The sequence below is a fragment of the Agrobacterium deltaense RV3 genome (assembly GCF_900013505.1).
Lineage (GTDB): Bacteria > Pseudomonadota > Alphaproteobacteria > Rhizobiales > Rhizobiaceae > Agrobacterium > Agrobacterium leguminum.
Genome location: NZ_LT009746.1, coordinates 1,790,420 through 1,812,201, shown reverse-complemented (window position 1 = coordinate 1,812,201; position 21,782 = coordinate 1,790,420). Strand labels below are relative to the sequence as shown.

General features: G+C 55.8%; 13 protein-coding genes and 3 pseudogenes. 8 read left to right on the top strand and 8 right to left on the bottom strand.

What is annotated here, in order from left to right:
* Positions 1–119 precede the first annotated feature (119 nt).
* From AGR7B_RS22655 to AGR7B_RS22635, 6 genes and pseudogenes are all read right to left on the bottom strand, one after another.
* Positions 120–902 (bottom strand): IS5 family transposase, encoded by a 783-nt coding sequence (locus AGR7B_RS22655; protein WP_080857968.1) that lies wholly within the window; start codon positions 900–902, stop codon positions 120–122.
* Between the two features lie 84 nt (positions 903–986).
* Entirely contained in the window at positions 987–1,223 is a 237-nt protein-coding gene (locus AGR7B_RS26025; RefSeq protein WP_155246237.1) for a hypothetical protein, read from the bottom strand.
* 5 nt (positions 1,224–1,228) lie between these two features.
* Positions 1,229–8,290 carry a hemagglutinin repeat-containing protein gene (locus AGR7B_RS22650; protein ID WP_080857967.1) on the bottom strand — a complete coding sequence of 2,354 codons (7,062 nt, stop codon included), beginning with the start codon at positions 8,288–8,290 and terminating at the stop codon, positions 1,229–1,231.
* Between the two features lie 36 nt (positions 8,291–8,326).
* A complete protein-coding gene (locus AGR7B_RS22645) occupies positions 8,327–8,731 on the bottom strand; it encodes a hypothetical protein (RefSeq protein ID WP_374997074.1) in 405 nt (134 codons plus the stop codon).
* A 66-nt stretch (positions 8,732–8,797) separates the two neighbouring features.
* On the bottom strand, positions 8,798–10,717 hold the full coding sequence (locus tag AGR7B_RS22640) for a ShlB/FhaC/HecB family hemolysin secretion/activation protein (protein ID WP_080857965.1): 1,920 nt from the start codon (positions 10,715–10,717) through the stop codon (positions 8,798–8,800).
* A gap of 489 nt (positions 10,718–11,206) precedes the next feature.
* Positions 11,207–11,549, bottom strand: a pseudogene (locus AGR7B_RS22635) (VOC family protein).
* A gap of 264 nt (positions 11,550–11,813) precedes the next feature.
* On the opposite strand from AGR7B_RS22635, the gene AGR7B_RS22630 reads away from it, so the two are divergent.
* From AGR7B_RS22630 to AGR7B_RS22620, 3 genes are all read left to right on the top strand, one after another.
* Positions 11,814–12,413, top strand: coding sequence for a superoxide dismutase (locus AGR7B_RS22630; protein WP_080857964.1), 600 nt, complete (start codon positions 11,814–11,816; stop codon positions 12,411–12,413).
* Positions 12,414–12,517: 104 nt separating this feature from the next.
* Positions 12,518–12,853, top strand: coding sequence for a ferredoxin FdxA (fdxA, locus tag AGR7B_RS22625; protein ID WP_080857963.1), 336 nt, complete (start codon positions 12,518–12,520; stop codon positions 12,851–12,853).
* Positions 12,854–12,864: 11 nt separating this feature from the next.
* Complete coding sequence (locus AGR7B_RS22620; RefSeq protein ID WP_162934234.1) at positions 12,865–13,434, top strand: flavin reductase family protein; 570 nt, start codon at positions 12,865–12,867, stop codon at positions 13,432–13,434.
* Positions 13,435–13,494: 60 nt separating this feature from the next.
* Here the strand turns inward: AGR7B_RS22620 and AGR7B_RS22615 are convergent.
* Positions 13,495–14,001, bottom strand: a pseudogene (locus tag AGR7B_RS22615) (helix-turn-helix domain-containing protein); the annotation flags it as partial.
* Positions 14,002–14,169: 168 nt separating this feature from the next.
* Here AGR7B_RS22615 and AGR7B_RS22610 point away from each other — a divergent pair.
* The 5 genes and pseudogenes from AGR7B_RS22610 to AGR7B_RS22590 form a co-directional block, all read left to right on the top strand.
* The gene (locus AGR7B_RS22610; RefSeq protein ID WP_080857962.1) at positions 14,170–14,817 is read left to right on the top strand and encodes a hypothetical protein; all 648 of its coding nucleotides are present in this window, start codon (positions 14,170–14,172) and stop codon (positions 14,815–14,817) included.
* Positions 14,789–15,868 carry a hypothetical protein gene (locus AGR7B_RS22605; RefSeq protein ID WP_162934233.1) on the top strand — a complete coding sequence of 360 codons (1,080 nt, stop codon included), beginning with the start codon at positions 14,789–14,791 and terminating at the stop codon, positions 15,866–15,868. Before AGR7B_RS22610 ends, AGR7B_RS22605 begins: the two co-directional genes overlap by 29 nt.
* A 1,335-nt stretch (positions 15,869–17,203) precedes the next feature.
* Entirely contained in the window at positions 17,204–17,650 is a 447-nt protein-coding gene (locus AGR7B_RS22600) for a hypothetical protein (RefSeq protein ID WP_162934232.1), read from the top strand.
* A gap of 111 nt (positions 17,651–17,761) precedes the next feature.
* On the top strand, positions 17,762–20,140 hold the full coding sequence (locus AGR7B_RS22595; RefSeq protein ID WP_080857959.1) for a DUF6531 domain-containing protein: 2,379 nt from the start codon (positions 17,762–17,764) through the stop codon (positions 20,138–20,140).
* 25 nt (positions 20,141–20,165) lie between these two features.
* Positions 20,166–20,438, top strand: a pseudogene (locus tag AGR7B_RS22590) (transposase); the annotation flags it as partial.
* Positions 20,439–20,666: 228 nt separating this feature from the next.
* On the opposite strand, the gene AGR7B_RS22585 reads toward AGR7B_RS22590, so the two are convergent.
* A complete protein-coding gene (locus AGR7B_RS22585) occupies positions 20,667–21,719 on the bottom strand; it encodes an IS110 family RNA-guided transposase (protein WP_080858174.1) in 1,053 nt (350 codons plus the stop codon).
* Positions 21,720–21,782 lie beyond the last annotated feature (63 nt).

Here is a 21,782-nt window from a genome sequence, read left to right as displayed (position 1 = left end):
ATGGGGAGCACGCAACGCCTCACGTTTCCGCAAGGAGCTTCGGGCTCATATGCAGATTGCGGTTCACAAGGAAGCGCCAGACGCGCGGCTTTCTTTCTGGGGAGCGGAGAAAGAGCGCCCTAAGCCTGTGCGCAAATGAAGGGCAACCAGAGTTTGGCTGAGGCCAACGCCAGGAAGCCAGCAAACGACATCCTCGTCTTGTCATAGCGCGTAGCGATGCGCCTGAACTGCTTCAGCTTATTGAACATGCGCTCGATGCGGTTCCGGTCTTTGTATGCAACGTAATCGCAAGGAGGTGAGCGCTTCCGCGTCGAGCGCGATGGGATGACAGGACGAGTGCCATGCAGCAGGAGTTCTTCGCGAATTGCATCCGCATTATATCCCTTGTCCGCCAGCATTTTGCGCGGTCTGCTGACGGGAATAGCAAGAAGTTGGGGAACGGCCTTGTAATCTGATGCCTCACCGCCGGTCAGGACAAAGCCGAGAGGGCGTCCCTGACCGTCTGCTCGGGCGTGTATTTTTGTCGTAAAGCCGCCGCGTGAATCGACCAAAAGCCTCCTTATCAGTCCCCCTTTTGCGCCAGCAGCCTGCGAATGACCGCGAACGGTCGTGCTGTCGATCATATGCTGCCAGTCGTCGGTTAAGCCAAGCTCCACAAGGGTCTCAAGCAGAGCGTCCCAGACGCCTTGCTCAGCCCACCGTCGGAAACGGACATAGACAGAGTTCCATTTGCCGTAACGTTCGTGCGTGTCGCGCCACGGGCAACCAACGCGCAGGACATGCAGCATCCCGTTCAAAAAGCGCCGATTATCGTGAGCGGGCCGCGATTTGCGTCCCCGTTCTCTGGGTAGGAACGGCTCGATTACACGCCATTCCTCGTCACTCAAATCGCCTCGCGCCAATACTGCCTCCTAAAAAGCAGTCTTGAATCACGCTTCAGCCGATTTGGAATCCACTTTGTCAACACGACCTAGCGTGGATAAGTTTTAATGTCCGGTCGAAAATGGAGGCTGTTCAGATTTATCAAAATTATCTATATAAAAATTGAGCATCTCCAGAAGCTTTATTACTTCCGAATTTTCGCCTCCAATTCTTGTCTCGAATTCAAATGCACCTATGCCATTCAGCACTTCATTTAAGGAAGACGACAGAATAGTTAATTCTTTTCTACTAAATTCGATGCTGATTTTAGCGTTCTTAATTGGCGTTTCCGAAGGGTTCATTGTCCTTACCTCATGTTGTCAAAATACAATTTTCCGTTCTTTGGTTGAAAAATAGTCCCACCGTCTCCTGCTTTGGGGTTGTGTATAATTACCGATTGATACTCGTCGTTCCAGTATGCCGTTCTACCACCACCCAATGCCTTTACATCTGAAGGTTTCCTCATTGTTTCGCTGATAAAGTCGGCAAGTTGCGCCCTAGTTCGTATGCCCATACCAGCCAGTTCGCCTTTTTCAAGTATATGCTTTTGGAATGCGTGACCATCAGCAATTTGTTTCGAAACAATTTCGATTTCTTTGCTGCTGAGCGAGCCGCCTGCCTTGATACCCACGACTCCAATGATTGCTGCGGTAGTGACCCCGACGAGGAGTTTGAGGTCTTTGGTATCCTCAAAGGAAAGACCGTGTTTGGCAGCAATGTCGGCAATCGCCCGCTCGCTGGCCTCCTTGCCCAACGTGCCGGCTGCCGCAAGCGGCTCGAACGCTGCCTTGTATTCCTTGTAGCCTTCCTCACCGAGCGTCAGCCTTATCGTGACATCCCGGATGAACGAGGCCGACATACCGATCGCCTGGAAACCCGCGACCAGCTGTTCGTCCGAACCAACCTTGCGTAACTGTGCCGCAAGTATTTTGACGCTGCCCGGCAGTTCACCCTTGCCAGCCGCACCGGTCACATATTTCTCGGTATAGGTCTCCATCAGCGTCGCCAGCATCTGTATGCAGGCTTCACGCTCATTCGCCGTCAGTTCAGCGATCTCCTTGCCGTTTTTGTCGAACAGGACGCATCCAGATGCATAGGCCGGCGTGAACAAAAGATCGAGGAGATTGAAGCCTTGCCGGCCCGCGCAGGTCGCAAGCGCTGCGATATCGAGTGTGCCGGAATCCAGCGCTTTGGCGACTTTACGGGCTGTCGCCAATTCATCCGGCGTCAGATCACCGGAAGCCGCAAGCTTCGTCCCCAGTGCCTCGAAGGCGTCGCCAAGAGCCTTGCCGACGACGTTGATCCCCTCTGCCGCAGCCTTCAGGCTGTTGGTTGAAAGATAGAAATCGATGCCGACATGTTTGTCCTTTGTGATCTCATGAGCCTTGCCCGGATCACGGTTGAGTTCGGAGAGAGGATTTGTTTCACCGTCGTGCTCAAGTGCCGCCTGCTGGTCGGGATTGCGAACGACGATGTCCCCAGGGCCGACGGTGGCGCGGACGCTCTGGCGGGTATCATCGAGCTGATAGCTGCCTTCGAGCGTGCTGTTGCCGACCGGATTGGCATCGGTTCCTTTGCCGCCGGTGAGATCGAGGCCGAGATTGGCGCTGAAGCCCTCATACTGCTTCTGGCCCTCGAAGTTCTCATGGGTAAGCGTGCCTGTGTCGAGAGTGAGATCGCCCGAGCCGGAGACGATCTTGCCGGCACCGAGATGGGTATTGCCGCCGACGGTGACATTCATCGTGTCCGCGGAAACGAGACCAGACTGCTCGGAAACCCAGTTCGTCGACCCGGACCCCGCACCGCCACCGATCTGAATACCGGAGATGAGGCTCTTCCCCCCGCCGAGGCTAAGGCCGCCAGAGGTGGATTTGTTCGTGGTCTCGCCGGTATCGGGAACGGAGACGATGGTGAGATCGCCGCCGATGTCGGCCGTCACTGTCTCACCGGCAACGAGCGCACCGGCGAGCGTCGTGTTGTTGCCGGACTGGATGACGATGTCGCCGGTACCGCTGACGTGGCTGTTGATCTGGGTAGTTCCGTTGGCGTTCGCCTTGGCCGTGGACGCACTGGCGCCGCCTGTCAGCCCGACGCCGACGCCACCCGACAGGCTGACGCCGCCGCCAATGCCGATACTGGCGCCGGCGGACGTGCTGCTGGACGACGAACTCCGCGTCGCCTCGGCGCTTTTAAGGGTAATATCATTGCCGGCCGAAAGCGTGATATCGCCGGCCTTGTCGTCGGCGCTGTCGACCGGCAGGCCATAAGCATCATAGCCGGCCGAGATTTGCACGCCATGGCCGGTGATATCGCCGGATGCGGCTTCGATCGTTACCGAGCGGCCGGCATTGATTTCGGTGAGAACGGGAACAGAGCCCGTCCCCGCCGCCTTGTCTTTTGTATAGGTGAAGCCGGCGGTGAGCGAGGCCGAAGCGACATTGCCGTTGACGACAGTGTCGAGCGCATCATAGGCCTTGAGCGATGCAAAGGCAGCATTGGCGGCAGAATAGCCGTCGTTGATGGTCGTAAGCTTCTGCGCCGCGTTGCCGACGCTGTCGGCAGCGCTGACCAGCGAGGTCGAGACTGATAGCGTCACGCCGGCAAACATCTCCTCATGCATGTGTTCGTAGTTGGACTTGTCCTGCGCCGAGAGAAGGTTGACGTTACGGTCTGCGAGGATGGCAACATCACGCTCTGCGGACACCTCAGCCGCCTGCAGGTTAGCATCACGACCTGCTGATATCGTGAGGTCACGACCGGCAAACAGGATGGATCTGGCGTTAGTCTCTGATGACTGGCTGGTCTGATCGACCGACTTGCCGTAGCCGATACCGATCGATGCGCTGCCGTTGCCAGATTTCACCTGAATGCCGAAGCCCGAGCGTTTTTCCTTCTCCTGCGATGAGGCACTTTCAGCCCCGGGAGTGATATTGACGTCGCGGGCTGCCTCCAGCGCGATGTCGCGGCCGGCCATGATGGAAGAGCCGATCACATTGACGTCGTTTTCGCGCGCCGTAAGAGTGACATCGGTTCCAGCGCTCAGCCCGGAGCCAACGTTAAGACCGGACGATTGGCTCCTTTCTTTCTGCTCCTTGCCCCATAGCGAGAGGAAACCACCGCCGGAACCGGCGAACAGACCGGACTTCTTGCTCGAGCTTTCCAGCGCATGCTGTTCCTCGGCCCCGATGATGGCGACGCTGTCGCCCGCAACGCCGATCGCATCGCCTGCCGTCACATTCGAGCCGGCGATGACAGCGTTGCCGCCAGCATCCAGCTTGATATTGCCGGACGCGGAAAGCTCGGAGCCGACTGTGGCTTCATCATAGTTGTACTGCGTCGAGCTCTTTTTCGAGAGAAAGCCCTTGGATGAGGAGCTCTGCTCGAACTCCGCCGTATTCTTGCCCGACGCGATCAGCAGATCGCCGCCCGCGCTGACATTGATATCGGCTTTGTCGGTCTCGTCGCCGGCAGTCACCTTCGAGGCGGAGACGACGGTATCTCCACCTGAGATGATGGACACGCCCTTCCCACTGCTAACCGATGATCCGACGACGGTCTGCGTTTCCGTGTGGCTCGTCGTCTGTTTGCTTCCGCCGAACAGACCGCCCTTTTTCCTGTAGGTGTAATCTATCGTGGTGGTGTCGATGGCCTCAGCGATTGTCACATCGCCGGTCGCTTTCAGACCGACCGTTCCATCAGCGGCAATCGTGCTGCCGATGACGTTGAGGTTACCACCTGCATTGGCTGAGACCGATCCGCCCGCGGTGATCTCGGAGCCCTGACTTGTGGTTCTGACAACTGTCGTAGAACTCCGCTTGTCGCGCAAAGTGCTGGTCGTTGACCGTTCGGTGACGGAGATATTGATGTCTCCATTCGACGTCAGGCCGAGATTGCCGCCGGCCGTCACCTTCGCATTGGCGAGCAGAATGCTCTCGTTACCCTTCAGCGAGGCATTGCCACCCGCCGTGAAGGTGCCGCCGATTGCCGCGATCGACGAACCGAAAACGCTAAGATCACCAGTCGATGCAATCATCCCTGATGTTGCAAGCAGGCCGGTATCGATCGTCACCTGATTGCCCGCGATCAGCGCGCCCGCAGAATTCAATCTTTCCCTGTCATTGGCGGCGAGATGCAGTACCGGCGCAAGAACGGTCGTACCGTTCACCGTCTGCCACTCATAAACGACGACGGATTCGGTGAGGCTGGCGATCTCTTCAGCCGTCAGCGGTTGGCCGAACTGGCGCTGGCTCGCTCCCAGATAGGCGGCTCCGTTATCAAGCAGCTGCTTTATCTGGGTAATCGAATCCTGCCCCGTAAAACCGGAGCCTGTCGCCAGCCTGAGCTGCTGCTCAATATATTGGTTCTCGAAATAGGCGTCACCAAGGAACTGGACCTGGCGATCCGGCTGGTAGCCAATGCGGCCAAGGAAATAGCTGGAACCGTAGAATTTCGAGACGTCGAGGAAGGCGGCGCGGGTTTCATAGAGAAAGCTCTGGCCAGGAATGGTGCCGCCAAAACCGCCGGACTGTGGGGTGGCGACGCCGCCAAGCGTGAACAGCGCACCGCTTGCCGTCATACTGGACAGCAATGCGGTCGGATTGTTCGAAGGCGCAGGCGCTGCAACGGCAACACGGTCGGCGATCGTTCCGGCCGAAGCCGTATTGTTGACGGCAGCAAAGCCGGTGATACCAAGTGCTCCGCCCGAGCGGATTGCCGCTGGAACCCCACCGATCGCCTCTACGCTTTCCACGGTTCGTCCGGGGCCGATATCCTTTGACGCATCCCGCGTTCCAAACGGGCTGGGGCCAGGCATGGAAACTTGATATGAGAATTCATGGCCTCCGGTATCGCCGCTGTCCCGCCTTTCTTCCCACTGGAAGATGACATCAGGATAATATTGGCAACCCGAGCTTTGATTGCAGTTGACCGACGTCGTGCGCTGCAGCTGCAAGCCGAGATTTGTCAGCGTGCCTGTGCCAACAAACGTCATGCCGGAGCCGGCTTCAATGTTGCTGTAGGCATTGGTAAGATCGACGGTATCGACAAAAAGCGTATTACCCGCCTTGATCGCCGCCGCGGGGCTTCCAGCCGATGTGAGGCGGTCCTCGGTTACATCACGATAGACATGGCGAATGGGCGCACCAATGACGAACTGCTTATCAGCAAAAGAGACGGAAGATGAACAATCTCCACACAGGCGTGCATAATAAGTGTCATAAGCCGACACGAGTGCGTTTGAGATTTGCTGGCTCGTATAGGTCGGAGCCACGCTTTTCTCGTTACGCAGATTTGCCGTCAGGATCGAGATATTGCGACCAGAGGAAATCAGACCTGAACTGTTGACCGTAGCAGCATTGCGCGCGCCTGAAGCGCTGCCGGCAATCGTGACGTCACGACCTGCGACAATCGCCCCCTGATCATTGGCCAGCACGCCGCCCACGAAAAGTGCGGCATCGTTGCCGGCATAGATCAGCCCCGTGGCGGTGTTGGTCAGGTTGCCGGCGATATTGAGGGTAAGATCATTGCCAGCAGCCAGCTGACCGGAGTTGGCAAGCTGCGAAAGCGACAGCGTCAGATCATGGGCCGCCAGAATATTGGTGGCGCCATTCGCAGTGAGGCTACCCGTTTGGATCGCGATGTCACCTGATCCCTGAGCAGAACCAGCAGTGCTGCTCGCGGTGACAGCATTGAGCCGCGCACCCGTCAGATCTGTCGTTCCAGATGAGGTGAGATCAATACCGCCTGATGTCAGCGTGCTGTTGGTGAGATTGATATTATTGGCATTGATGTAGAGCGTGCCGGATGTGGCAAGTCTGCTCCTGTTATTGGAAAGGTCAGCATTTTGCTGCGTGATCCTGATGTCGCCCCCGGCGGCCGTGCGCTTATCGAAGCTGATGACACCATTTGTCGAAGACAGTAAAACGTCTCCGTTTGCCTCCAGACTGTCATAGCGGATGTCGGCGCCAGCCGAAGCCTGCAAATTCCCTTCTGCAAGCACGAGCCCGGAAATCCCCAGATCAAGGCCGGAGAGCAGAGCCAAATCACCTTTCGAAAGGAGTGAGCCCGCCGTGATCGCTCCTGAGGCCGCCGTAAGCGACATCGCCGCGCCAGACTGGGCCGTGCCGCTGATGGCAATGGAGCCAGCCCCCGACCATAGCGAAACAGGTCCGGCAGCAGACGCGTCGGCCAAGGCAATACGCCCGTCTGCCAGAAGGTTGAGTGCGCCACTCGCCCCGAGAGTACCGGCGACATCGATGAAGCCTGCTCCGCCATTGATCAGGATATCCTCTTCTGCACCGATAGAAGCGACCCTGGCGTCCTTGCCCGCCTTGACCGACACCGATTTTTTCGAGGTCAGACGACCGGCCGAAACACTGCTCTTCGAAGAGATGCTGACGCCGTTATTGCCAGAGGCATTGCCGATCGAAATTTTACCGTCTGCCGACAGCGAGAGCTCACCGGCATTGGCCGCCATGTCGCCGCGCATGCGAACGCCAGCCCCTTTTTCCGTGACAACCATCTTGATGCGGCCGGCCTGCATGGCCCCGAGTGCTGAACCATCGATTGCGTATTCAGGTGTCCCGGAGGTGGCATCGAGCGCTGTTGCCTCCCCGGTGGTATAATCGAACTTGCTCCTACCGGCGGTCAGACGCAGGTCCTCGCCGTAGATCGTTCCGTCGATCTGGATGGTACGGGACACGACATCGAACAGACTGACTGCACCATCACCGAGCGCAAAATTCCCACCCCCAGGGCCGAAAGTGACATCCCCTGCGTTCACCGTGAATCCATTGAGACGTCCATCGGTGCCAATGTCAGGTACACCCGTCGTCAGCGTGGCGCGCGGCGTGTTGATGAAACCGCAGCCGTCGCAGGTGATCCCGTTCGGATTGGCAATGATGACATCGGCCCTGCCACCGAACACTTCGGTTGGACCGAGAAGCGAACTGCGGTTTTGCGACGTGACCTCATTGAGGATGACGGACGCAGGGCCTTTACCTTGGAGATTTGGATTGCCGGGTGTCACGCCACCCAGTTTCGATGTACCGATCTCGCCGTTGAAGTTGTTGAGGATGACGCCCTGTGTGCCGACGTTGAAATTGTTGTATTTGTTGTGCGACAGACCTTGGCTGTTGGGTCCGACGATATCAATGAGCGGCACTCCGTTCGGAGCAGCCCCTATCCCGGGGCGATTTGCCAAAGATCCTCCAACTTCCGGCGATATGTCCTGTGCGTGAAGAAGCGCTGGCTGAAGCAGGAGCGTAAAACTGACAACGGTGGCAATGATTTTTTGAGCCAGCGTCCCAGCACCAGCGAGCAACGCGAGGTCGATTGTCTTGCGTGGAAGACGCTTAAACTGTGATGTCATTGTTGCTCGCCTCTCGTGGCAGACGGAATTTGGGGCTTAGCGGTCTTTTCTGCTCGTGTCGGCCGGGGATGGCTTGCTGTCGAGTTTCTTGTAGACATCTGCCAGCTTCGATTGCGGAGCTGGGCATTTTTTGCTTCTGGCAATCTCGGCAAGGACCTGATTGCGGTTACGCAAGGCGTCGATCTCCAGTTTTTCCGGCGATTTCGGATCCATGAAAAAAAGGGCCGGCCAGAACAGAAGAACACCTGTCGCACCAAGGATCACGTTTTTACCCTGCGCGTCGGATCGTTCTTTCACCGTCGCCAGCACCTGCCGCTCGTTGGCCTCGAACTCGCGCTTTATGCCGGCGCAGTCGAAAGCACTGTCGGCCGGGTTGGTCGAAGACACCGGATGTGCCGCCCGGCCACCGCAACCGGAAACGACAATGGCTGTCGCCACCATGGCGGAGACGAGAGATAATTTAGGGGTGCGAAAAGAAGAGTTGATCATAATATTCTCTTTTGAAGCCTACCAGCGTGCCGTCACGCTGGCGAAAATGAGATTTCCGCGCCCGCCATTGACGCTGCTGGAAAATGCCTGGGAGTAGCCAAAATCGGCGCTGATGTTTCCCCCCACGAGTTTTGCACCAACGGTCCAGCTCGCGAGGTGGCCGTCGGGGATATCGAAGCGATGCTGCGAGAACACCCGGCCGTAATCGAGACCGAGGTAGGGGCGTAGCTCGCCCAGAACGGGCGCAAGAATGGTGCCCTCCCATGGCATTGTCCGCCAGGTCAATTCGTTGCGGCTGAAAAACCCGTTATTGCCGAATATGACGCCTTCCCTCAGGCCGCGTGCGTTGCTGGGGCCACCAAGGCCGATCTGTTCTGCGCCAAACATGTTATCGGGCGAATATTGGGCATTGAGGAGCGTGGTTAACTCGAACCGCTGGCCAGCCGCCTCGAACGGCCGCGTCGCGCTGACGGTCGTGTTGAGTTTCAGGAACCGAGGATCGGCCGTGCCGGCTCCGGGCTCTCCGGCCTCCACCGCGTCAAAGAGATCGAGACCCTTATCAAGGGCAAAATCGAGGGCGATGACGCCACCCAGTATTCTTTGTGAACGCGACAAGCCCAGAGTGCCTATGGTGTATCGGCGGCTTCCGACCTCAATCCGGTTACCGAGAAGGAAGTTGTCGGTCTGCTTGTAGGTGAGACCGCCTCTGAGGGTCGTGATGGAGTCCTTGTCGCGCAGAATGACGCGGTCGATGCCAAATCCAACCTGACCGGAATTACCGGAGGTTTCGATAGACCCGAAATTGCCGGGGATGGCGCTGTCATATTCGTACCAGGAACCATTCGCCGAAAACGTCCAGTAGCCATAGGGTACGCTTGTATTGACCGAATAACTGTTACTGCGCCCGCGACCGTCATCATCCCAGGGGTAGTCCGGGCCGCTACGCCCATAAGATAGCCCCAACTGATCATTGAGACCCAAGAGGTCATCGAAACCCAGGGAAATATTGCTTTGGGAGTAGCCGGTGCTTTGCTGGCCGAGACTATTATTGGAAATGCTCACGTACCAGGGTTTGCCCGGCTTGTTCTCGACGTTGAGAATGGATGTACCATCCGTTTTTCCCGGCAACATCGAAGTCTTGGCGTTATTGGACGACAGACGGTTGATCTGGTCCAGCCCCTGCTCAACATCACGAATGTTGGCAACCTTTCCTTTCATGCCGGGAAAGGCCGTGGCGAATGAACCGTTCTGCTCGGCCGGTTGACCATTGAGGTAGATATCCGCGATCGTGCCTTCGACAACGACCAATCTCAGCAATCCTGTTCCGGCAATATCCTGCGGCGGAACATAGGCGCGTGACGTCACGAACCCCTTGTCTAGATAGATGTCAGTGATGGCCTTGAGGAGGGAGGTGATGTCGGCAACGCCGACGCAACGATCGTTGAAAGGCCGCGTCAGTGTTCCAAGCGTAGCGGCAGACAGATTCGCCGCACCTTCGATCTCCACACGGGAGATATCGAAGCATAAATCATCGGGCTTCGCGTCGCCTCGCGGTGCCTCGCCCTCACGGCCAATGACACTATCAGGGGTTATCTGTTTCAGGTTTTCAAGCCGCTGCAACTGCTGTTGCTGATCCTGTTGGCGGGAAAAATCATCGGCGGGCGACTGGGCACTTGCCGGTTCTGCCGCGAGCAGTCCCGCCAAAAGCAGGGTGGTGACGGCCCATTTGGAACTGTTGGGCGCGGCCCTCGAATTACCCAAGGTATTCCGCTCTGCCTGGATAGCGATCGGGGAATAAGCGGAAACTCGAACCGCCATCACAATTGCGAGACAAAAATCAGGAGGAAGTGGCGATCGGAAACCAGTAATGAAAGCAGCGAGGGGCATGTTTAGGAGGCCTGCATTTGAAATGAAGTTGGTCGCGGCAATGCCGCTCATGCTTCACTGTGCAGCCGTCCTTGCTGTCGATCCCTACCGGGTTAATAGATCAGATCATCTGATCCAAGAAGCGTTAAAGTAGTATATTTTATTACGAAACGATAGTCGTAAGTCATTTGCTCAAAGAGCCGCGCACGTCAAAAATTCACGTAATAATCAATCCTACCAACGTCATGGCAAGATTATCATTTTTCATCCGTGATTTTTCACGACAATCCGCCGAATTTCCCCGCTATGGATCCTTTGATTCAAATAACAACCAGAAGTTATTGCAATACGTATCACCCTGCAAGCCCCTCACAGGTACCAAAGTTAAGGAAAACTAAAATTGCTTCGCAGCCGGCGACATATTTGGGCAATGAGATGGCTCGATCTCGATCGCCGAATTCGGAGTTCATCCAGTGGTCAACCATTGCGGTTGCGGACTAACAAAGGGAATGTTTTAGCCTCACTCACCCCCGGTCCGAGCATTGCGGAGCGCAAACGTCTTCAGGTTCGGGCGGGCTCCCACAATTCCACGGGATTGCCTTCCAGGTCGTGTATCCGGCGAAACGTCCAACCTCCGAATCCCATTCGGCCCGAGTTTCAACCTCTACACCTTCGTCCGTGAGCTTCGCGATGAGGGCATCGAGATCATCCATTGCTGTTCAGCACTGTCGAAATAATCGCTGTCTCTGGCGAAAGGCCCAAAAATCGTCATTCCGGCGTCCTGCTGCCATACCGATTTATGCAGATTGTCGATGCCGAGATGTTTCTTATACCATTCAACCAGGTCAGGGACATCTGCTGCTCTGAAGAATACGCCACCAATTCCAACGGCTCGGCCATGAATTCCTCCCGCTTTGCGAGAACGGACGCAATGTTGCGCCGCCGCGGCGGCAATATCAGGCAGGACCATTGATTACGCCGGTCTCAAATCGCGAAAGGTGAGCTTTGGCACTCCGAAACATTCATCCGTTACTCCGACTGGCGCGCACGACACAGCGCGAAAAAACCGCTTGACCTGAACCATGGTTGAGGTCCTAGAAGTACTGTCACCTTGTTTTCGCAAGGCTCTTTCCATGCTCTTGAGCGAACAGTTGACAAAGGATACCCCATGGCTTTCCAGCTTCCCGACCTCCCCTATGCCCATGATGCGCTCGCCCCCTCGGGCATGTCAGAGGAGACGCTGAAGTTCCATCACGATCTTCACCACAAGGCCTATGTCGATAATCTCAACAAGGCGATCGTCGGCACCGAATGGGAAAACAGGAGCCTCGAAGAGGTCGTTCGGGGCACCTATGAGAAGGGTGCGGTGGCGCAATCCGGCATATTCAACAATGCCTCCCAGCACTGGAACCACAATCTCTTCTGGGAAATCATGGGGCCGGAAAATCATGCGATCCCCAAGGTGCTGGAAGATGCGCTGACGCAGTCCTTCGGCTCGGTCGCGCTGTTCAAGCAGAATTTCGCCCTCTCCGGCGCCTCCCAGTTCGGTTCGGGTTGGGCATGGCTGGTGGTGGATACCGACGGTTCGCTGAAGATCACCCGCACTGAAAACGGGGTCAATCCGCTGTGCTTCGGGCAGAAGGCGCTTCTTGGCTGCGATGTCTGGGAACACAGCTATTACATCGATTTCCGCAACAAGCGCCCCGCTTACCTCGAAAACTTCCTCGACAATCTGGTGAACTGGCAGGCGGTCGCCGCCCGCCTTTGATTTGAGCCCCACCGATCCGGCCGGTCCCGCTGCCCTGGGCGGCCGGCCGGATCAGGCGCAGCCGGACAGCCGCCGTCCGGCTGCAACTCTCTTCGAGCGTCTCAATGCCCTATGTCGTCACCGAAAACTGCATCGCCTGCAAATACATGGACTGCGTGGAAGTCTGTCCGGTCGAATGTTTCTATGAAGGCGAGAACATGCTCGTCATTCACCCCGATCAATGTATCGACTGCGGGATTTGCGAGGCCGAATGTCCCGCCGCCGCGATCCGGCCGGATACCGAAGCGGGGCTGCATGTCTGGCTCGACCTCAATCGCCACTATTCCGGTATCTGGCCGCGCGTGCACGAGAAAAAGTCACCGCCTGACAATGCCGACATCATGAATGGCGCTGCAGCGAAGATGTCCATTTTTTCGAAAAATCCGGGAGCGGGCGGTTAGCTCGGCACATCATGTCTCATAATCTCAGGCTGATTGATGGTGGTGTGGTCAATCACGCGCATGTTCCGCCGAAAGCTTGCGCCTCTCCGATGATCTCTCCGCGTGAATTCAAGGATTCAATGGCCGGCCTAACCTTCACCGTGGCGGTGGCCGCTGCCTGCCACGCCGGAGAGCGGGTTGGACGCACAATCACCTCCTTCATGCCGCTCAGCGCAGAACCGCCGCTTCTGATGATCTCCATCGACGCCAGCAGTCGCATGGTCGATCTCATCGCAGCGAGCCGACGCTTCTCCGTTGCGGCACTGGCTAGAGGACAGGAGGAGGTTGCCGATGTCTTTGCGGGCAAAGGAAATCACCCGGACCGGTTCAGCGTTGGGGACTGGGATGCCTGGCCGTCAGGAAGCCCCAGACTTGCCGATGCGCTTCTGTCCATGGACTGCGAACTTGTCGGTTCCATCGATGCCGCAGACCATATACTGTTCGTGGGCGCCATAACCGAAGCAATATCGGATCGGCTGCGCAAAGCCCTGCTCTGGAGCGAACGCGCCTATACCGGCACGGATCAACGTCACTCCCTCTAGATGGTCGGAAAAGGCTCCTGCCGTCGCCGTGACCTGCACGGCTGAAGAAAATCCGCGCAGTCAGTGCCTGTCGCTGTTCGCACGGGCAAAGCTGCCCGGAGCGACACCCGTTCTCCTGCGGAAAGCGGTGCTGAATGCGCTGGCGGATTCATAACCGATCTCATCCGCAATATCGTCGAGCGACTTCCGCCCGCGCATCAGCGCGTCCCTGGCAAGCGCCATCCGCCAGCGGGCCAGATATTCAACCGGCGCGCAGCCGAGCATTTCATGAAAACGCGCCGCGAAGGCCGAGCGCGACATGCCGGCGATGCCGGCAAGTTCGGCGACAGTCCAGTTCGCGCGGATATTGGCGTGCATGGCGGACAATGCGCGCGCAAGCCCCGGCAGACGCATTCCCTTCACCAGTCCCGCCGGAATTGCCTCGTTGGCCGCATTCGGCCGACGCAGCACTTCGACCAGCAAAACCTCCAGCATACGCCGGATGATCAGTTCTTTGCCCGCATCCTCGCGCGTGCATTCTTCCGCCAGCAACTCGATCAGACGCGCCAGCCGGGATGCTCCGCCCTCTTCCTTTTTGACTCATGTATTTAAACCCAATCTGTGAACGGCCGCGAACAAATGCATTCACAAATTGCAAAACTGTGATTTTCTCCGTTTTGCGCGCAAAATACCATTTCCAAGTGCAGAACGACAGGGAAAAAATGGGAAAAGGGACTTCCCGGAACGACATAGCTCATGCTCTCATATTCCAAACCGAACTCGACCGGTCACCGCGAGTACACGGTTCAACGAACACTGGACTTCTACGGGACCATCCGAACTTATCGTTTTGAAACTGACGGAAAACGAGAGATCCGTCTCGATGAGGGGATTACCCTAAGCGTAAGCAACAACATCCTTATTTATACCCAGATCGGTGGCCCCATTGGTTTCTCAGGCGAAATATCAGCGCTGAGGGTAAAATACGGCCTGACTGATAACTATCGTGACCTGAATTTGTCGGCCGAGTTGGACAAGAAAATGTGGCTCGTCGATACGCAAAATGATGGCGGCGTGATTTCCTATAGCGTCAACAACCTGAAACAATTGCCCCACGTGCCGGGAAGTCAGAGGGCAGCACCGAGAGAGCAACTGATTGCGTCACCTTTGAAGGGACCAGGTATTTTGGTCGCTTCTGGATCACTGGTTCACAATGTAGCGGCGCGCTCAGATGATTCTTCCGATGTCGATGTTCAACAGGAAGACGAAGACATGCCAAGAGCGATGGCTTTGTGCCCGCAAGGCCAACCCTGCCACTGGTCTATTAATTGTGGCATGACCGTCGATTGCTTTTGTGTTCCCAGTGGTAGGCCATATGGAAAGTTTGCTTATTTTGAGTGCTGAATTGCAGGAGCGACCCGTGCAAGCTACCCGACTTCTGCCGAAGGATCAGGCTCCGCCGTTAAGAGTAGGTGGCCCCGCCGCCGTTCTGACAAAATTCGATCGATTGAGCTTCGTAGTTTTGTGGAATCTTGACTGCGGCGGATGCCTTCCTATCGTCCAGGAACTCGCTGAGATCGGTGCTGAACATAACGTGCCGTGTCACGGTGTCGCGGTAATGGTACGGGATACGAACGCTTGCGCATTGGCTATCGAGCAAGGGGCGTCAAAAGCGATACTTGCCTTGGAACAACCCGGCTCGCAGAGTTCGGCGTTATTCCGAGGGTTGGTCACGAGGACGTGGCTGGAGGCGAGTGGACAAGGCGGCCTACCCGCGGGTTTTGTGATCGACAGCTCGAACTCAATTATCTGGATGGGAGACCCGAACGATCTAAAAGCGGATCTTCCATCCATCTTCGACGGAAGCTGGAATGTCGATGCCGCGAGGGAACGATGGGCATCACGGGTGGCCACCAGCGATGTCAGAAAGCTCCAATTGGGCCGGGATCTGTTTGACAGACTTGCCTTCGGAGATTTTAACGAGGCGCTTGAAATCATCGAAATTATGGAACGTGAGCTGCCATCCGTCTCGGGTGAAACTGATTTTTGTATTTTCAAACTGACGGCATTGATCGGATTGGACTACGATACCGCAACAGAATTTTACGAGGATTGTTCGGCACAGTTTATCGGAAACGTCCAAGCTCAAGCCGGATTGGCGAGTTGCATTTTCGCCCGGATGCCATCCAATAAAAAAGCCCTGTCCATTGCGATTTCGCGACTGACGGCCACAGAGGCGACTTTGCAAAACAACACCGATGGCCGTCTCGAAACGGACTATCTTCGTATCACGCTCAGTTTGACGCTGGCAGACGCGCATAAACGGTATGGTTCGAATGAAGCAGAGGATTACTTCGACCGCGCGTTGGTTATGTCGCAGACTGAAAAGGTCCCAGAGCGCGTTCGTTTGAGGATCGCCAATGAAATAGAGAGAATTCAGAATATCAATGTTTGACGTTTGGGCATATGATCCGAAACAAAAACCAAACCGTTTTTGAGCGCGCAAATTGGACACGAAAACTTATTATTCAAGCCGGTGGTTTTCCATTTTTGGAGCGGCAATTTTACTTCCTATGACATGGGTCCTATTCTCTATTTCGACGTTGAGTCATATTTCAGGTGTCTTCTTCGGTCTGCTGTCTTTGATGTTTGCTTGGTTCTCGACGATTTACCTTTCTAGCATATTCAGACGCTCCAAGGTCACCCTCGCGCCAGAAGGGTTCACGGTTCGGCGCGTGTTAAGCAAGCCTGTTTTTGTCGCGTGGCAGGATGTGAAGTCAGTTCATACCATATATATTCGGGGTTTCTTTCCAGTCGTTACATGGCATCCCAAGCGAAAGCCCGAACGGTCACCTGTGTTGAGTTTTTTATTCGATGGTCGAGCGTTCCCGGTCCGCTCAGGGTTTTATGCAAACTCTTTTCTCAAAGAGTTAGAGAAGTTTCACGAGGCTTATGGTGGCCCACACGGCCAAGCGCTCGGAGACCATTAATTCGATACGTGCTGGACATTCGACAGAGCGACGTTCTTGGTCGGGCAGACGCGCCAAATCCTCGTCCAGTTTGCTCAGCCGTATTCATCCATCGAGGTTGATTTTCGTCCTGTTGGTTTGTCCAAATCAGGAGCGTAGCGTATAAAAAGCTTTCCGAGGAGAAGAACCGTGGATTTGTTGAACACGCCGCCTTTGTCAGCTAGTTGAGTGTCATGGAGGTTCGGTTGCCGGCGTTATCATACTGGTAGATCCCGGAGTTGCCCGTAGGATTGGCGTCTCCTCGAATTCCGCCGACGCTGTCGTATGTATAAGTTATCGTTCCCGGTGTCGCAGCTTCGGCGAGTTTAGGCGTAGGTAGAAAAAGATAGCTCACAGCCGCAGTCACGACCGCTGCCGTGCACGTAAGGTAGGGCAAATATTGCCGGATCACTGAGGCACGGTGGGTCATGCGAACTCCTGAAGTTAGCGCGGAACTCTCACAAATATTGCCATTTGAGATCAGGCATCGATCATAGTCCGGAAATGTGTGAAATTCAATCCATCCGTGTAGTCGCTAACTTAATATTCTTTTCTCTAAATACGCGCCACACGATTTGTCTGGCGGATTCGGAAAAATTATATTTTAAATCAATTAGTTGTTGCGAGACTTCGAGTAATTTTTGAATATTTCTTGATCCTGTGTTTTAGCTCAAAGAATATTGAATTCGCGGCCTCAAAATAAAAAATCAACTAAGGATTGACAACGCTTCCGTCATCAGACACCGTATGATCATGTACTAATGAACTTTGGGGGATAGTACATGACACTCCATGCTAAAGCACGAGCCATGCTTGTCGCCGTCACGTTGACGGGGGCATGCACTGCATCCGCACAACAGGCATCAATTCCCGATCAACCGTTAATCGGCAACCTGAAGATGCCGTCGATGACGCCGGAGCAGGCCGAAGAGGTTCTCAAATCTCGAAAACTGCCCCCAATTGACCCAGTGCCTGTCGCGGCTCAGTCGCGAACGGGCAATCAGCCGCTCATGAAATTTAATATCAAAGCTATACTTGGGCATGAGTTGCCGGAAGGCGATACGACGCCACACGGCATGAAGCGCGCCGATTTCGCTATTGCTTCACCCGACGCGCCAGCGCTGGAAAGCAAACTGCGCAACGATGCGCTAGGCCCTGACATTATCATGCGCCCCCTGCCTGCAGGGACCGCCGTTGAGGAAAAGCCTCCGGTAATCGGGCTGCCCTAACCAATTCGTTCCGATCCCGCAGACTTATCAACACTCAAGATCATCAGACCTGTCTAACCCAACGTTGGAGTTCCGGCGATGCGAAGCTGTGCCTTTTCATGCGGAAGATTAATGCTCGCGTTCGTATTGGCCATTACCTCTTTCGTGACAGCGTTCCTGATCCCGACAGAACCAGTCCGGGCGGCTCCCGGCGTCGTCACGCTAAGTTGCACGCCACCGGCAGCCGATCCCGAAATCGCGGAACTGGCCCGGGCGTTGAATTACAACTTAAGTCAAATCTACGAGTACATTTACTACAACATCGAGTTCTCGCCGACCTTTGGGCTCAAAAAAGGGGCATTACAAACGCTTCTCGACAAGCGGGGAAACAATGCGGACCAGAACCAGCTGTTCGTGACGCTTTTGCGTCAGTCCTGCATCACCGCAAACTTCCGTTATGGCAATGCCAATCTTTCCGGAGCAGCAGTTTCGAATCTGCTCGGCGTCGATGATGACGCGGCATTGATTGATCAGGCGCTCGGAAACGGATCTATTCCCAATTGCATCCGCATGACGGTTGGCGGCGCATGTGTGACATCGGGACTCAACCCGGCACAGGTCACGCTTACGATGCTGAACACGGAAGCGACCGTGGGCACGACAACGTACAGACTTGATCCATCATTCAAGTCTTTCCAGTACTATCAGCCGATAGATGTCGCGGCGGCGATGGGTTACGACCGTTCGGCGTTTCTGACTGCGGCGACAGCCGGATCTTCGACCGTCTCGGGCTTGCCTGCAGGTGTCACCTCGCTCAAGAACGTCAACAAGACGAATATCAGTACTCAACTGAACACATACGCAGCTACGCTCGCCAGCTATATCGGGACCAATCACGCTGCCGCATCAATGGCCGAAATCTTCGGCGGCCGCGTTATCACAAATACCAACTATGGCTCGACATTCGACCCGCTGACCTCGACGTGCAGCGAGATATCAGCATGCGGACCAGCGACGAATTCACTCCGCACTGCAATCACGGTCGCAATCTCGGACAATGGTACGAGCCCGACGGTTACGAAGACCTACTTCACCGATGAAATCGCTGGCAAAAGGCTAACGCTAACCTACAGTTCGTCCAAACAACCGATCCTGAAACTCGACGGAACAACAGTGGGCACCGGCACCGCGACGGCTGCAACGTCCCAAACCATTACCTTCACCGTCTCGATGCCATATGCCACCCTGTTCAACAATTACAGCGTCACGGGAAGAGTGTCCGTCGGTACCACTTATGCATATGTTCTGGTGCTCTCGGCCGGTGAGATCGGTCGAGACGCAGTGACGCGTTTTCAGAGAAAGGTTTCAGCGGCGGTAGCGAGTGGTGCGGCATCCACATCCGAGGAGGTAATGGGCGGAAACCTTGCGACCATTAGCGCAGCTTTCTTTGCGCAAGCCTATGAGAGCTCGAGGGTGGCCGACACCTTGTTCAACATCGCAAGAACTGCCCATGCTGATATGGGTATCGTCGGCTGGAACAGCGGCGCGTATATCGATATTCGTGCGAGCCTTGGAAGTTCCAACAAGAAGAAGGCGAGCGTGTCCGATGCGACATGGGCTGGCCTTTTTTATGCTGCCGCAACGCGTATTGCCACGCTTGAATCCTCCACGGTTAAACAGATGCAGTCCGTCGAAGCGGTATCGACGCCGCGTATGTTCGACTACACGAATGGAGCCGGCGCGGGCTTCATTGAGGCAAACGACTCGAACTGGCTTTCGGTTGTCAGACCGCTCCTCAGCGGATGGGCGACTGCCGATCTAAACAACATCGACGCGTTCTTCGCAGCACCGAGCAGCGGGGTGAGGACGCTCGTAATTCCGCAAAATGGCTCCCGAACCGTCAACGCGTGGGTCGGGAATGGCTACTACCAGAAGGAAGAGGTGTATTCGGGCAGCACTTATGTCTCAAGTGCGTATTCAGCGAGGATCGCAGGCGGCTATAAAGGAGGTTACTCTTCTGTACAGACGTCTTTGCGAAACTCCTTTGCTGCGAGCGCATTGACAAACCAGACACAATTCCGGCCGCCGTCGTCTTTAGATCCGATAGATCTTCGTTCGGGGAGTTTCTATTATGACCACGATGATATTTTCGTGGGCTCGCGCGCCTTTCCTTTCGGGCTGACAGTGTCACGGAACTATGACTCTGGTCGCCGCACTAGCAAAACAGCCCTGGGATATGGCTGGCGACACAATTTCATGCTTTCTGCTTACAGAGACAGCGATCCGTACGAAGCTTTTGGAGATCGCAACCCGCTGGCCGCGGTGACGACGGTTGCAGCATCCTACGTCATCGGTGACGTGCATAGCTCTACAGCCACGCCTGAGATAACCCGCGCTGTCACGGCTTCGCTAGCTGCCAGCTGGCTGATGGATCAGTTGGTTGAAAATGCCGTTACCGTTGAGACCAATGAAGGTGACCTGCCACTGAGAATTTCCTCCAGATTGGATTAGAGTCCGGCCCATCGAGGACGGACTTATGAAGAAGCAGAGATTTACGGAAGAGCAGATTATTGGGGTGCTGAAGGAGCAAGAGGCTGGCGTTAAGGCGGCTGATCTTTGCCGCAAGCACGGGATTTCCGAGGCGACCTTTTATAATTGGAAGGCCAAATATGGCGGCATGGAAGTGTCAGAGGCCAAACGTTTGAAGGCGCTTGAGGACGAGAATGCCAAGTTGAAGAAGCTGCTCGCCGAGCAGATGCTGGATACAGCCGCACTCCGCGAGCTTCTCTCAAAAATGTATGGTCCGCCTCGTCCGTGCAAGGGTACGCGACATCGTAAATGACGATTCCAGTTGCATAAATGTATCCGGCCTCTCGCGAGTGGGCTGCGGTTGCAGCCAGGCCATGATGAGATCCGCACATGCCGTTCCCAATAAATGGTTCGGGCACGAAGCCCGCTTTTTTGCACAGGACTTACGGCATGTTGATCCACTGTTTCGTCATCACTATTCTCGAGCCTTGCAATCGAGCCAGGAGCGTCAGGTGAAGGCAGGGTCCCTGCGTTCGTAGAGCGCTCCAGGCTTGGTCAGGACGACCCAGACAATCCGGGCCATTTTAGCGGCAAGTGCGACTACAGCTTTGTTGGGGTGCATTCGTGCCTGAAGGCCATTCAGCCAGTTCCCCAATCGATCTCGTGTTCGGTCGAGGTGCCGAAAGCAGGATCGTGCTCCATGAACAAGGAGCTTGCGCACATAGCGGTTTCCCCGCTTACTGATGCCGAGAAGCTTCTGCTTTCCTCCGGTCGAGTATTCCCGTGGCACAAGGCCAAGCCACGCTGCCAGATCGCGAGCTTTCTGGAATTGTCGGCCGTTGCCAACCGCGGCAAGAAGTGCGGTGGCTCCCAACGCTCCGATCCCAGGGATCGTCATGAGCCGTCGTGCGACATCCTCGCGACTGGCGATCGCCTCGATCTCGCGTGTGACGTCACCAATGCGCTGTTCCAATTGGCGCAGATCGGCAAACAGGTCTGCGAGCAGCTTACGCATTGCCGACGAGAGATCGTTGGATTGATCTTCGACAGCGTGCGGCAGGTCGACCTTGAATAGGCCTGCGCCTTGGCGCAGGGCGATCCCGTATTCGAGGCAGAAAGCTCGCATCTGATTGATCAGACGCGTTCGCGTTCCGATCATCTGATCCCGGATCCTGTGCAAAGCCTGAAGATCGGCTTGTTCCTCGCTCTTGAGTGCAGCAAATCGCATTGTTGGACGTGTGGCAGCTTCAGCGATCGCTTCCGCGTCGATGATGTCGCTCTTGTTCGACTTCACGTAGGGCTTCACGAACTGCGCGGGGATCAAGCGCACCTTATGTCCAAGCGCCTGTATCTTCCTGGCAATCCACTGAGATCCGGCGCACGACTCCATACCCACGATCGCCGGTGCTGCGCGCTCGAAGAACTGTAGCAGCGTGTCGCGTCGGAAACGAACCTTTTGCACTGGCACGCCATCGCTCCCGAGGCCGACAACGTGAAAGATGTTCTTGCCAATATCAATTCCGTAGACAGCCGCTGGGCGCGGCATATTGCGCTGTGGCATTGCAACCTCCTTCGGTTTGGCCGCCTCATGATGCGGCAGGAGGACGAGGCGGACCATCCCATT

Bases quoted from the DNA above. Each gene is read 5' to 3' on its own strand.
- AGR7B_RS26025 (WP_155246237.1), bottom strand. From the start codon at position 1,223: ATGAACCCTTCGGAAACGCCAATTAAGAACGCTAAAATCAGCATCGAA.
- AGR7B_RS22650 (WP_080857967.1), bottom strand. From the start codon at position 8,290: ATGACATCACAGTTTAAGCGTCTTCCACGCAAGACAATCGACCTCGCG.
- AGR7B_RS22645 (WP_374997074.1), bottom strand. From the start codon at position 8,731: ATGGTGGCGACAGCCATTGTCGTTTCCGGTTGCGGTGGCCGGGCGGCA.
- AGR7B_RS22640 (WP_080857965.1), bottom strand. From the start codon at position 10,717: ATGAGCGGCATTGCCGCGACCAACTTCATTTCAAATGCAGGCCTCCTA.
- AGR7B_RS22630 (WP_080857964.1), top strand. From the start codon at position 11,814: ATGGCTTTCCAGCTTCCCGACCTCCCCTATGCCCATGATGCGCTCGCC.
- fdxA (WP_080857963.1), top strand. From the start codon at position 12,518: ATGCCCTATGTCGTCACCGAAAACTGCATCGCCTGCAAATACATGGAC.
- AGR7B_RS22620 (WP_162934234.1), top strand. From the start codon at position 12,865: ATGTCTCATAATCTCAGGCTGATTGATGGTGGTGTGGTCAATCACGCG.
- AGR7B_RS22610 (WP_080857962.1), top strand. From the start codon at position 14,170: ATGCTCTCATATTCCAAACCGAACTCGACCGGTCACCGCGAGTACACG.
- AGR7B_RS22605 (WP_162934233.1), top strand. From the start codon at position 14,789: ATGGAAAGTTTGCTTATTTTGAGTGCTGAATTGCAGGAGCGACCCGTG.
- AGR7B_RS22600 (WP_162934232.1), top strand. From the start codon at position 17,204: ATGACACTCCATGCTAAAGCACGAGCCATGCTTGTCGCCGTCACGTTG.
- AGR7B_RS22595 (WP_080857959.1), top strand. From the start codon at position 17,762: ATGCTCGCGTTCGTATTGGCCATTACCTCTTTCGTGACAGCGTTCCTG.
- AGR7B_RS22585 (WP_080858174.1), bottom strand. From the start codon at position 21,719: ATGCCACAGCGCAATATGCCGCGCCCAGCGGCTGTCTACGGAATTGAT.